Origin of the sequence: Bradyrhizobium sp. B025 (genome assembly GCF_042257955.1) — a bacterium.
GTDB lineage: Bacteria > Pseudomonadota > Alphaproteobacteria > Rhizobiales > Xanthobacteraceae > Bradyrhizobium > Bradyrhizobium diazoefficiens.
This window is the reverse complement of record NZ_CP170150.1, coordinates 4,352,632-4,365,168: the sequence shown is the minus strand read 5'-3', so window position 1 is coordinate 4,365,168 and position 12,537 is coordinate 4,352,632. Positions and strand designations below refer to the sequence as shown.

12 protein-coding genes are annotated in these 12,537 nt (G+C 64.6%); 8 read left to right on the top strand and 4 right to left on the bottom strand.

Going from position 1 to position 12,537, the window contains the following annotated elements; translation table 11 throughout:
• Window positions 1–80: 80 nt before the first annotated feature.
• The gene (locus ACE10W_RS20160; RefSeq protein ID WP_011087324.1) at window positions 81–1,421 is read right to left on the bottom strand and encodes an ABC transporter substrate-binding protein; all 1,341 of its coding nucleotides are present in this window, start codon (window positions 1,419–1,421) and stop codon (window positions 81–83) included.
• Window positions 1,422–1,936: 515 nt separating this feature from the next.
• On the opposite strand from ACE10W_RS20160, the gene ACE10W_RS20155 reads away from it, so the two are divergent.
• Together ACE10W_RS20155 and ACE10W_RS20150 are read left to right on the top strand one after the other, a co-directional pair.
• Window positions 1,937–2,734: a Spy/CpxP family protein refolding chaperone gene (locus tag ACE10W_RS20155; RefSeq protein ID WP_375762703.1), complete on the top strand. Its 798-nt coding sequence runs from the start codon at window positions 1,937–1,939 to the stop codon at window positions 2,732–2,734.
• Window positions 2,735–2,845: 111 nt separating this feature from the next.
• Window positions 2,846–3,223, top strand: a complete 378-nt coding sequence (locus ACE10W_RS20150; RefSeq protein WP_375762702.1) for a response regulator — start codon at window positions 2,846–2,848, stop codon at window positions 3,221–3,223.
• Window positions 3,224–3,334: 111 nt separating this feature from the next.
• On the opposite strand, the gene ACE10W_RS20145 is transcribed toward ACE10W_RS20150, so the two are convergent.
• From ACE10W_RS20145 to glk, 3 genes are all read right to left on the bottom strand, one after another.
• A complete protein-coding gene (locus ACE10W_RS20145; protein ID WP_165448160.1) occupies window positions 3,335–3,490 on the bottom strand; it encodes a hypothetical protein in 156 nt (51 codons plus the stop codon).
• 145 nt (window positions 3,491–3,635) lie between these two features.
• Complete coding sequence (locus ACE10W_RS20140; RefSeq protein WP_375762701.1) at window positions 3,636–3,839, bottom strand: hypothetical protein; 204 nt, start codon at window positions 3,837–3,839, stop codon at window positions 3,636–3,638.
• A 148-nt stretch (window positions 3,840–3,987) separates the two neighbouring features.
• Entirely contained in the window at window positions 3,988–4,974 is a 987-nt protein-coding gene (gene glk, locus ACE10W_RS20135) for a glucokinase (RefSeq protein WP_161534916.1), read from the bottom strand.
• 252 nt (window positions 4,975–5,226) lie between these two features.
• On the opposite strand from glk, the gene pncA reads away from it, so the two are divergent.
• The 6 genes from pncA (at window position 5,227) to ACE10W_RS20105 (ending at window position 12,537) form a co-directional block, all read left to right on the top strand.
• Window positions 5,227–5,871, top strand: a complete 645-nt coding sequence (gene pncA / locus ACE10W_RS20130; RefSeq protein WP_375762700.1) for a bifunctional nicotinamidase/pyrazinamidase — start codon at window positions 5,227–5,229, stop codon at window positions 5,869–5,871.
• Between the two features lie 16 nt (window positions 5,872–5,887).
• Window positions 5,888–7,003, top strand: a complete 1,116-nt coding sequence (locus ACE10W_RS20125; protein ID WP_375762699.1) for an alpha/beta fold hydrolase — start codon at window positions 5,888–5,890, stop codon at window positions 7,001–7,003.
• Window positions 7,004–7,138: 135 nt separating this feature from the next.
• Window positions 7,139–9,172, top strand: a complete 2,034-nt coding sequence (locus ACE10W_RS20120) for an NAD(+) synthase (RefSeq protein WP_375762698.1) — start codon at window positions 7,139–7,141, stop codon at window positions 9,170–9,172.
• A gap of 38 nt (window positions 9,173–9,210) precedes the next feature.
• Window positions 9,211–9,594, top strand: coding sequence for a GrlR family regulatory protein (locus tag ACE10W_RS20115; protein WP_038967432.1), 384 nt, complete (start codon window positions 9,211–9,213; stop codon window positions 9,592–9,594).
• Between the two features lie 459 nt (window positions 9,595–10,053).
• Window positions 10,054–10,869 (top strand): sugar phosphate isomerase/epimerase, encoded by an 816-nt coding sequence (locus ACE10W_RS20110; RefSeq protein ID WP_304565062.1) that lies wholly within the window; start codon window positions 10,054–10,056, stop codon window positions 10,867–10,869.
• 30 nt (window positions 10,870–10,899) lie between these two features.
• Window positions 10,900–12,537, top strand: coding sequence for an ABC transporter substrate-binding protein (locus ACE10W_RS20105; RefSeq protein ID WP_011087315.1), 1,638 nt, complete (start codon window positions 10,900–10,902; stop codon window positions 12,535–12,537).

Here is a 12,537-nt window from a genome sequence, read left to right as displayed (position 1 = left end):
TCATTGGCTTGCGGAGGTAGCGAGAGCGCGCCCCGGCGGCTCACACCCGAAGGCATGAACCGCCACGGCACACACCCGGCTCAGGTCCGCATGAAGCCCTCGCACTCGCCCTCGGCCCAGGCGAGCGCCGTTTCCAACTTCTCTCCTTGCGCAAAGCGCAGCGCCATCTTGGTCAGCGTCGCCTGGAAGTAGATCTGCTGCGCGATCTTCGGCGGCGCCGGCGATGCGGCGATTGACAGCGTCTGGTGGTTGTACGGGTTCGGGTAGTGATAGAGCGTGCCCTTCGGCGGTCCGACCTCGGCCCAGGTCTTGAACGTCGTCATGTTGGCATAGGCCGGCAGGTCATAGCCGCCGCTCGCCACGACGAACTTTTCGATCGCCGCGGGCGAGGACAGATGGGTAAGCAGACTCTTGGCCGCCTCCTTGTTCTTGCCGAAGCTCCAGACGCCCCAGAAATAGGGCAGGTACGGGGCAAAGCGTCCTTTCGGACCCGCCGGGAAGCCGTGCGTCCAGCACTGCTCGGCGACTTGCGGTGCGTCGCGCTTGGCGACCGCCCAGGCGCTCGGCGGGTTCAGGATCATCGCCCCGCGGCCCGAGATCAGCCATTTGTTGTTGGACGCATCATCCCAGGAGGGCGCGTCCGTCGGCAGCACGGCGATCAGCTTCTTGTAGAATTCGAGCGCCTGCCGCACCGCGTCGGTCTTGACCGTGACATCGCCCTTGGCATTGACGAGTTCGGCGCCAAAGGACTGGAAGATCGCGCCGGCTGTATCGACGCTGTCGGTGGTCTCGCCGAGACCGATGCCGAACGGGAAGCCGGCCTTCTGGCAAGCTTCCGCAGCCTTCAAGAACGTCTCCATCGTCCAGTTGTCGGCCTTCGGCGGACTGCCTGCCGGGTACATCTCCTGCACGTCGATGCCCGCATGCTTCTTCATCAGGTCGATGCGCGAGCAAGGGCCCTTGATCTGGCTGCCCGGTGTCGCTGGGATCGCGAGCCATTTGCCGCCCGACTGGCCCAGATATTTGACGGTGCCGTTCACCTCGCCATTCTGCTTGATGAGCGGCTCCATGACGTCGTTGAGCGGCTCGAGATTCTCCGAATAGGCGTGCGGCCACCAGCTCGGCATCTGAAGTATGTCGTGACCGGACTTGGCCTGGGCTTCGGCCGCCGCAGTCAGCTCGATCTTCTTGTTGTTGCTGGTGATGTAGTCGATCGAGACCTCGACCTTCTCCTTCGCGGCCCATTCATTGACGAGAGCCGTGGAGGCGTCGTTGGCGCCGGGCACCCAGTGGTCCCAGAAGCCGATCGAGAGCTTGCCGGCGGCATAAGCGCCTCTGACATAGGGCGCCGTGATCAGCGCCGCGGAGGACATTGCAGTGGCAGCCACAAATTGACGTCGCGTCAGTGTCTTGCGTGACATCTCGTTTCCTCGCTTGGATGTTTTATTGTTCTGGCGTTTCCTCTTAACTCTTCCGAGTTTTGCTCTTGATTTTCTTGTTGGCGTTTCTTGTTGGAATTCTCGTTGAACGTTTCTTGTTGGTGCCGTCAGCTCCGATTGCAATCACGCGAGGCGCGGCAAATTGGTAGCGCGATCAGATCATGATTGATCGCGTCTGTCGAGAAAGGCCGAACGGGGATCGTCTAGAACTAACGTTGTGCCCGACGGCGCGGCGGCGCCCGCGGTGCGGTGAGCCGGACCTGCGCCGTGGCTGCTCCTTTTGCGACGCACACGGTGCGCGAACCGGCCTGGAACGATCCGTGCGCAATTACGCCGCAGTTTCGAATAAGCCTGCATAACCGCTTCGCGCGAAAGACTTTTCGGGCGTGGACAGCAATTGGCTGCGTCTGGACCTTGAAGCGGCGGAAACGATAGTGTTGCAACCAGCGGGCGGCTTCCACCCGGATAGGCCAATCAGTTCGACGATGGAGACGAGAATGATCAACCCGGCGCCGCCAGCGCGGCTTTACCTGCGACGATGGCTCGCGCTGGGGTCCGTGCTCGCGCTGCTGCTCGGCGCAGCCGCAGTCGCGAACGCTCAAGGATTGGTCAAAGGCGTTCAGGAGGGGGCGGCAGCCGGGAACAAGGCGGCCGGTCCGGTCGGTGGCGTGCTCGGCGGTGCGATCGGCGGCGTGGTTGGCGTTTTCACCGGCGTGCTCGGCGTCGGCAACAATGGCAACCAGGCGCCGGCCGCCAAGGACGCTAACAAGGACGCGACCAAGGATGCCAAGCAGCAGGAAGGCGCCGGCAAGGACAAGGATGCCAAGAGCGCCAAGGCGGGCAAGGGGGCCAAGGCGAGCAAGGAAGCCAAGAACGCGCCGCAGGACACCAAGGACAACAAGGATGTCACGGTCCTCACCCAGAGCGGCGCGCCGCAACAGTCGGCTGAACAGATCGTCGCCAACAGCGATTCCTACATCGAGCGGATCAAGACCGAACTGAATCTCACTCCTGATCAGGAGAAGCACTGGTACGGGTTCTCCAGCGCCATGCACTACCTTGGGCATAATGGTGCGGAGCGGCTCAACCTGCGGGTTGCGCGCGCCAAGCGGGATCCGCCCGACGACATCATCGAGCAGATGCGCAACGAGGCGCAGTTCCTGATCGATCGGGCCGCCGACCAGCGCAATGTCGCCGACGCCGCCGAGCCGCTCTATTCGAGCCTCGACGACAAGCAGAAACAGGTCTTCATCCAGGAGATGGTACGCCTCAGCCACGAGCGCGGGCTGGATTGATCAAGTTGAATCGGATCGCCGGCGTACGAATTAACGGCGCCCGCCACGAATTCGTGAATCCTTTCCGCAATTCGGGTATGATTAGCTTCGCAAGCTGACTGCGGGGTTGATATGGCGGACGGACTCTCCGTTTTCCTGGTCGAAGACGAGACGTTGATCCGGATGATGATGGCCGACATGGTGGAGGAGCTCGGCCACCATGTCGTCGCGGAAGCGGACAATGTCCGGGACGCGAGCGCCTTTGCGATGACCGCGCAATACGATCTCGCGATCCTCGACATCAACCTCATGGGGCTCTACGTCGATCCCGTCGCCGACCTGATCGAGCGCCGCGGCAAGCCGTTTCTGTTCGCCACCGGCTACGGGCCGGAACTCCTGCCGTCACTGCTCCGCCGCAGGCCCATCCTGCGCAAGCCGATTTCGATCGACCAGCTCAAGGCGATGATCGATTCGATGTTTCCGGAAACCACGGCGAAGGCGCCGCACTGAGCGACGGTGAAGGCACCGCGCTGACCGACGGAGCAGGCGCCGCGCAGGGATCGCCAACGAAAATGGCCGCCCGTCGGGGGCGGCCATGTGACGAAGGAATTCGTCGGGTTCTCAGATCAGGCCGGCGGTGAGGTCGATGCCGTGCGCCATCAGGCCGAACGAGGCGACGAGGCCCGTGCAGCAGAACAGCAAGATGGTCTTGAACGAAGAATCGGCGAAACGCGTTTCGACGGCGGCCGGCATCGCGGCGAGCGAAATCATGCTCATGTTCATTCCCCCCTGTGTTGACCCCTGAATTGCATCAGGTGAGGGAACTCTTAGAGCAAAAAGTTTGACGCGAGATTGCGAGGGATCGTTAACGGAATCGCAATCGGCTCGCGGATTCGCGCCTCCCGGCGCGGGATTGCAGGTCTCAGCCGCGACTGTTCCTCAGCACCGTGGCGATCGTATGGGCGGTCATGGCGGCCCGATCCGAGGCGCGCTGGGCGGCCAGCCGGTCTCGCGCCTTTTCCTCGATCAGGAGCTCGATCAGCGCCAGCCGTTTGTCCTCGTCGTCCGCCTCGGTCAGCAGGCGGTGATAACGGTGATAGTCGAAGCCCAGATCCGGTTTACGCATGTCACGCCCCCGCAACTACGCCGCGCACTCCGCGGGATTGTTTCCCATGGGAAACAATCGGGCAAGCACGATCCTGCGTGGAACCCCGCTTTGGATGCAATCAGCTGTGAATTAGTTAACGGACCGGACGGTCTCGGCCGGCCGCACTTCAATCAGGATTGTGGTCGGCGAACATCTTCAGCCCGACGAAGCTGGCATCGGGCTTCGTGACCAGCCGGGTCGGGATGTTGCGCAAATAGTCCTGGAAGCGCCCCTTGGCTTCGAAGCGCGCGCGGAACGCGGAGGCCGCAAGGAACTCCGGGAAGCGCGGCACGATCCCGCCGGCGATATAGACGCCGCCGCGGGCACCGAAGGTCACCGCGAGGTTGCCCGCGACCGAGCCCAGGGTGGCGCAGAACATCTCCAGCGTCGCGCGGCTGACCGGGCAGCTGCCATCCAGGGCGGCCTTGGTGATGGCGGCCGCGTCGCGGTGCGGCACCTGGACGCCGTCGATCTCCGCGAGTGCCTCGTAGAGGCTTTGCAAGCCGGAGCCCGACAGCGCGCCGCGCTCGATGGAGACATGGCCGAAACGTCGGCGCAAGGACGCGATCACGCGTTCCTCGCGCTCGTTCTCTGCCGGCAACGTCGCGTGGCCCGCCTCGGTGACGACGGCCAGCCGCGCCCCATGGCGCTCAACCAGACAGGAGACGCCAAAGCCGGTTCCGGGCCCGACCACCAGCAACGGTTCTCCGGGGAGGCCATCTTGTCCGCCGAGCGGGATCAGATCGGCGGGCCGCAAGGCGGGCAGGGACCAGGCGACCACCTCGAAATCGTTGAGCACATGGACGCTGTCGAAGCCGAGCGTTGGCTGGAGCTCGTTGCCGTCGATGACCCAGGGGCTGTTGGTCATGACGCAGCGGTTGTTGGTGACGGGGCCTGCGACGGCCAGCACGGCTCGTTGGGGCGGTTCGCCGCCGGCCCGGCGCGCCAGCACGTCGACGATGGCTTCCTGGACGGTCGGGAAGTCGGCGACCTTCACATAGTCGATCGATCCGGTCTGGTCGCCGTTGCCCGGTTCGCTTTGGCTCAGCGCAAAGCGCGCATTGGTGCCGCCGATATCGGCGAGAAGAATTTTTCCTGTCTTGCCGATACTCATGACCCTTTGGTCGCCGCGGCCTTGCCGGCCTTCGGGAACCTTTGCCTCCGCTCCTGATCCGATCCGCAGTTTGCGGACGGTTTGAGATTCCTCGCTTGATTGTGCCTAGTCAACACGGACGAGGCCAAACCGTTGCATCCTGGAGACGATCCTTGGCCGCCAGCGCGATATGGCCACACGCGATCGGCGGTTGCGAAGCCGCACCGGAAGATCGACATTGGAGGGAGCGTTCGGCGCCGGCGGAGCCGGCAAATGGAATGGGGCCTTGCGATGAAGATTTCCGACCGCGACGTGCTGCTGGTGATCGACGTGCAGAACGACTTCTGCACCGGCGGGGCACTGGCCGTGCCCGGCGGCGAGAAAGTCGTGCCAGCCATCAACCGTATCGCCCAAAAATTCGCCAATGTGGTGCTGACCCAGGACTGGCATCCGAGCGACCACGTCTCCTTCGCGGTGAATCATGCGGGCAAGCAGCCGTTCCAGACCATCGAGCTGGACTACGGCAGCCAGGTGCTCTGGCCGACGCATTGCGTGCAGGGCAGGGCGGGCGCCGAATTCCATGGGGAGCTGGACGTCACCCGGGCGAGCCTGGTGGTGCGCAAGGGTTTTCGGCGCGGCATCGATTCCTATTCTGCGCTGTTCGAGAACGACCACAGGACGCCGACGGGCCTGCTCGGGTATTTGCGCGAGCGCGAGTTGAAGACCGTCTTCGTCGCGGGGCTCGCGCTCGACTTCTGCGTCCGCTTTTCGGCAGAGGACGCCCGCAAGGCCGGGTGCGAGGTCGTAGTGATCGAGGATGCCTGCCGCGGCATCGACCTCGACGGCTCTGTGGCTGCAGCCCATCGGAGTTTTGTCGAGCTCGGCATTTCCGTGATCAGCTTCGAGGCATTCCTGTGAGAATCGCGAGATAGCCATGGCGGCGAAGACAGGCAAACAGCCGGGCGGGCCGGACCATGTCCCTGGCGATCCGCTGCTGTGGCCGTTTGCGGCGGCGCGGCTCGCCATGGACGCCTGGTTCGGATGGATGGAGCGCGGGCCGGACGAGCCTGCCGACAGCAGCCTGCCGTGGACGACGCCCAACACGGTCGCGCTGGAGCTTGCGACCATGCGCCTGCGCGATTGCACGCGGACGCGATCCGGCCAGCCGGCGCTGGTCTGTGCACCCTATGCGCTGCATCGGGCCCTGATCGCCGACTTCGCACCCGGCCACAGCGTGGTGCAGTCGCTGCAAGACGGCGGCATCGACCGGGTCTATCTCACCGACTGGCGCTCAGCCACCCCTGACATGCGCTATCTCTCGATCGACAGCTATCTTGCCGATCTCAACGTCGCCATCGACGAGATCGGCGTCCCGGTCGATCTCGTCGGCCTGTGCCAGGGTGGCTGGCTGTCGCTGCTCTATGCGGCGCGCTTTCCGGCCAAGGTGCGGCGGTTGGTCCTGGTCGGCGCTCCGGTCGACCTGTCGATCGATTCCTCGCTATCCAGGCTCGCCCGCAACGCGCCGGAGATGGTCTACGACCAACTCGTCGCGCGTGGCGGAGGCAATGTCAGTGGCGAGGAGATGCTGCGCTTCTGGTCAAGGACGCCAAGCCGCGAGGATATCGCAGCCGCCTTGCAAGTGGGCCTATCCGACGAGGAAGGCGGGGCACTGCTCGCGCGTTTCGACCAGTGGAACGTGGAGACGCTCGATCTGCCGGGCACTTACTATCTCGAGATCGTCAACCGGATTTTCCGGGAGAACCAGATTGCCGGCGGCAACTTCGTGGCGCTCGGCCGCGCGATTGATCTGAAGGACGTCAAGGCGCCGATCTTCCTGCTGGCCGGGCTCGACGACGAAGTGGTGCCGGTGACGCAGGCGCTCGCCACCGCCGGCCTTGTCGGCACGCCGCCAGCCTTCATTGCGGCGGCCTCCGAGCCGAGCAATCACCTCGGCCTGTTCATGGGTGCGCGGACCCACGCGCATGCCTGGCCCCGGATCGCCCAGTGGCTGCGCGACGATCTGACCGGCGTCCTGGCCCGCAGCGCCTGAGCTCGCCGGCCAGAGCGAGGCGCAAATCCGTTATGCATGATGGCGAATGGCCTGCACGGAGCCGGATCGATGAGCTACATAGGCTGGAGCTGACGGCTGCGGCCGGCCGGAAAGAGATTAAAGGTACTGCGCTCGATGACTTTCCACTCGATCTACGCCCACGGATTTGCGCGCGTGGCGGCCTGCGTGACCACCTCCCACGTCGCCGATCCCTCGGCCAATGCCAAGGCCATCCTGGCGGCCGCCAATGCCTGCCACGAACAGTCGGCGGCGGTTGCCGTGTTTCCCGAGCTGTGCCTGTCCGGCTATGCGATCGAAGACCTGGTCAAGCAGGATCCGCTGCTCGACGCCGTCGAGCGCGGTCTCGCGGCCATCGTCGAGGCCTCCGATGCATTGATGACCGTCCTGATCGTCGGCGCGCCGCTGCGCTTTGGTCATCGCATCTACAATTGCGCCGTCGTCATTCATCGCGGCAACGTCCTCGGCGTGGTGCCGAAGAGTTACCTGCCGACCTACCGTGAGTTCTACGAGGGGCGGCATTTCGCCGCCGGCGCCGGCATCGCCGGAGAGACGATCGCCTTCGGCGGGCTGCATGCACCGTTCGGCGTCGATCTGCTGTTCGCGGCCGAGGACGTGCCGGGCCTCACCATCGGCGTCGAGATCTGCGAGGACATGTGGATCCCGGTGACCCCGGCCTCGGAGCTCGCGCTCGCAGGCGCCAGCGTGCTGATAAACCTCTCGGGCAGCCCGATCACGATCGGCCGGGCGCGCTCGCGCGCACTGCTGTGCCAATCGACCTCGGCGCGCTGCCTCGCGGCCTACGTCTATTCCGCCGCAGGGGCAGGGGAATCGACCACTGATCTGGCCTGGGATGGCCAGACCTCGATCTACGAGAACGGCGTGCTGCTGGCCGAGGGCGAGCGGTTCCGCCAGGGCGGCCAGATCACGTTCGCCGACGTCGATCTCGACCTGCTCAGGCAGGAACGCGCCTTGATGGGGACGTTCGACGACAACCGCCGGCAGCGTGAGGCGTTCTTCCGCAAGGTGACGTTCGCGCTGAAGCCGCCGGCCTCCGACATCGGCTTCCTGCGCAAGGTCGAGCGCTTTCCGTTCGTGCCGAGCGACGAGAGCCTGCTCGAGCAGGATTGCTACGAGGCCTACAATATCCAGGTCGCCGGCCTCGTGCAGCGCATGCGCGCGACCGGCACCAAGCGCGTCGTCATCGGCGTCTCGGGCGGGCTCGATTCCACCCACGCGCTGATTGTCGCCGCCAAGGCCGTCGACCTGCTCGGCCTTCCGCGCGAGAACATCCTCGCCTACACGATGCCGGGATTTGCCACCGGCAGCGAGAGCAAGACCAATGCGCTGGCGCTGATGAAGGCGTTGCAGACGAATTGGCAGGAACTCGACATCCGCACCACGGCAACCCAGATGCTGAAGGATATCGGCCATCCCTTCGGCAAGGGCGAGAAGGTTTACGACGTCACCTTCGAGAACGTGCAGGCGGGTCTGCGCACGGACTATCTGTTCCGCCTGGCCAACCATCACGGCGGCATCGTCATCGGAACCGGCGATCTCTCGGAGCTTGCACTGGGCTGGTGCACCTATGGCGTCGGCGACCAGATGGCGCACTACAATGTCAATGCCGGCGTGCCGAAGACGCTGATCCAGCATCTGATCCGCTGGGTGATCGCCTCGCAGCAGTTCAGCGATGACGTCAACCGGACGCTTGCCTCGATCCTGTCGGCCGAAATCTCGCCCGAGCTGGTTCCGGTCAAGCCCGGCGAGAAACCGCAAAGCACCGAAGCCTCCGTCGGCCCCTACGAGCTCCAGGATTTCAACCTGTTCTATACGCTCCGCTTCGGCATGCGGCCGTCCAAGATCGCTTTCATGGCGCTCCAGGCGTGGAAGGATGTCGCCAAGGGCGAATGGCCGCCAGCGTTCCCGAACGATCGGCGCAAGGCCTACGAGCTTCCCGAGATCCGCCGCTGGCTCGAAGTGTTCCTGCGCCGCTTCTTCGCCTTCAGCCAGTTCAAGCGCTCGGCCATGCCGAACGGCCCGAAGGTTTCGGCCGGCGGCTCGCTGTCGCCGCGCGGCGACTGGCGTGCACCGTCGGATTCGAGCGCAGCGGCATGGCTCGAGGATCTCGACCGGAACGTACCGAACTGAATGACGCGGCGGATCGACATTGCTGGGGAGACGATCTGATGTCGGCCGGGGAAGGCTCAGAAACGGGTGAAGAGGCCAGCGTCGTCAACGGCCTCTACATCTTCGACATCGAAATGCGTGACGGCAAGCGCGGGCAGGCGAGGGGCGTGGTCGTGCTCTGCGACGGGCGTATCATGGGCGGCGACAGCTATTTCTACTACACCGGCAGCTACACGTTCCGGAACGGGAAATGGCGTGGCGACATGATCGTCAATCAGCACACCGAAGCGGTCGGCCGGTCTCTCGTCTTCGGAGGCAGGGAGGTCACTTGCGGCTTTTCCGGCGATTATTTCCCCGGCGGCGCGGAAGTCGAGGGAATGGCGCTGGTCGGCAAGATCAGCGTGACGTTCACGGCGCGGCTGACGCTGAAGGATGCGATGTGAGCCGAGGCGCCAGCCGGAGCTGCTGTGGAATGGGTCTATGTGGGCCTAGCGATATGCTGGCAGGCTCGCGCTGAAGGAAAGCGCGAGGTCCGGAGTGCCTAGGAGTCCGGACCTCGTCACCTTGCCCCAGCCTTCGATCCCCCGCCCCATGTGGTCCCCCAACCCCGTGGTGCGCGATCAGAGGGTGATGCCCTTGGAAGTGGCCGCCGATCGATGTCGCGCGATGTACGCGACATCGGAATAGGATTCCATTCCGGAGCACTACGGACACGATTCAGCTTGCTTCTGCGGCAGACTGCACGTGCCTGCATCGACGCCAGCGCCGCTGCACAACATCGATGCTGGCGACGCGCGGGATGTCCACATCTGCTCGACGCTGCGGAACATCGGTTTCACGGGCCTGTCATTGAACTGGTCTAGCGCTGCTCCCGTCATTGCTGACGGTCAAAGGAGCAAGCCATGTCGAAGCCGGTGTTGGGCGCCGCACTGTCCATCAAATCGATCCCCGCGCATCGCGACTGGCTTCTGGAACGGCAGCGCGATCTCGAGATCCAGGATTTCTTCCGCGCCGATCTCCTCGATAGCGACTGGCGCGCGACCGCCGGCGAGATCAAGCAGATGCTCGCGGGCCATACCGGTCGGCTCGGCATCCACGGGCCGTTCTGGGGTTTCAAGATCGACAGCCACGACCCGATGATCCGCCAGGCGGTGACCAAGCGCCTGCTGCAGGGGCTGGAAGCCGCCGAGTTCCTCGGCGCCACGCAGATGGTGATCCATTCGCCGTTCACGACCTGGGACCACAACAATCTCGATCTCTATCCGGACAATCGCGGCAATCTGGTCGAACGGGTCAGGGCGACCCTCGCCGAAGTGATCGCGCGTGCCGAGACGACCGGCTGCGAGATCGTCATCGAGAACATCGAGGACAAGGATCCGCGCGACCGCGTGCGCCTCGCCAAGGCGCTGGAGAGCGGCAAGGTCCGCGTCTCGCTCGACACCGGCCACGCCAACTACGCCCACATCTCCACCGGCGCGCCGCCGGTCGACTACTATGTCGAGACCGCCGGCGACATGCTGACGCATGTGCATCTCCAGGACACCGACGGCTTTGCCGACCGGCACTGGGCGCCGGGCGAGGGCAACATCCCGTGGGTCGCGGTGTTCCGCGCGCTGGGCCGGCTGACCTCGAACCCGCGGCTGATCCTCGAACTCCGCAACCACGACGACGTCCGCGCCGGCGCAGCCCATCTCGCCGCGCTTGGCCTCGCAGAATAACCGACCTCATCAAGGGCAGGGCCTATCGTCATGAGCAAACTCACCCGTCGCACCATCCTGAAATCCGGCACCGCGGCTGCGGGCACGCTGCTGCTGCCGCGCTTTGCTATCGCGCAAGGCGACAATCGTCCGTCGGTGACGATCGCCGTGCAGAAGGTGACCAACGCGAACGTGCTGGACGTGCTGCGCGAGCAGTCCAATGTCGGCGAGCGCGTGTTCTTCTCCTCGATCTGGGAGGGCCTGATTTCCAAGAACTGGCGCGGCAGCCTCGAGGCCGTGCCGGGCCTTGCGACCGAGTGGCGCCGCATCGACGACCAGACTGTCGAGGTGAAGCTGCGCCAGGGCGTCAAGTTCCACAATGGCGACGAGCTGACGGCGGAGGACGTGGTCTTCTCCTTCAGCCGCGAACGCATGTTCGGCGAGACCGAGGCCAAGAGCCGCTCCACCATCCAGGCCTTCGAGAAGATCCCGACGCCGCGTCCGGGCAAGGAACTGCCGCCCGATGTGCCCGCCGTCGCGCGCCGGATCTGGCCGGACCTCGTGCGCGTCGACGCCGTCGACAAATACACCGTGCGCTTCTACAACGCGACGCCCGACGTCACCATCGAAGGCCGGCTGTCGCGCTACGGCTCCGACATCATGAACCGCCGGGCCTGGGACGAGTCCGCAAGCTATCTCGACTGGGCGCGCAAGCCTGTTACCACCGGGCCCTACCGGGTCGTCGAGCTCAAGCCCGACGTCTCGCTGACGCTGGAAGCACACGATGAATATTGGGGCGGCCGTCCGCCGCTCAAGCGCATCCGCTTCCTCGAAGTCCCTGAAGTCGCGAGCCGCATCAACGGGCTGCTCTCGGGCGAGTACCAGTTCGCTTGCGACATCCCGCCGGACCAGATCGCCGGCATCGAGAAGAATGCGGCGTTCGAAGTGCAGGGCGGCACCATCCTCAATCACCGCCTGACCGTGTTCGACAAGAACCACGCCCAGCTCGCCAATCCGCTGGTGCGGCGCGCCTTTACCCACGCGATCGACCGCCAGGCCATCGTCGACAGCCTGTGGGCCGGCCGCACCCGCGTGCCGAAGGGGCTTCAGTGGGAATTCTACGGCGACATGTTCAACGCCGACTGGAACGTGCCTGCCTATGATCCGAAGCTCGCGCAGGACCTGTTGAAGCAGGCCAATTACAAGGGCGATCCGATCCCGTATCGCCTGCTCAACAACTACTACACCAACCAGGTCGCGACCGCGCAGGTCCTGGTCGAGATGTGGAAGTCGGTCGGCCTCAACGTGCAGATCGAGACCAAGGAGAACTGGTCGCAGATCATGGAACGTGCGCCTACGCGCGCCGTGCGCGACTGGTCGAACTCGGCCGCCTTCAACGATCCCGTCTCCTCGCTGGTGGCCCAGCACGGGCCGAACGGCCAGCAGCAACAGATCGGCGAGTGGACCAACGCCGAGCTGAACACGCTTTCGGAGTTCTTGGAAACCTCGACCGACCGCGCGGCGCGCAAGAAGGCGTTCCGCCGCATGCTGGAGATCGCCGAGCGCGAGGACCCCGCCTACACGGTGCTGCACCAGAACGCGACCTTCACGGCCAAGCCGAAATCGATCAAGTGGAAGGCATCGCCCGCCTTCGCGATGGATTTCCGCGCCGGCAATTTCGAGGCCTGA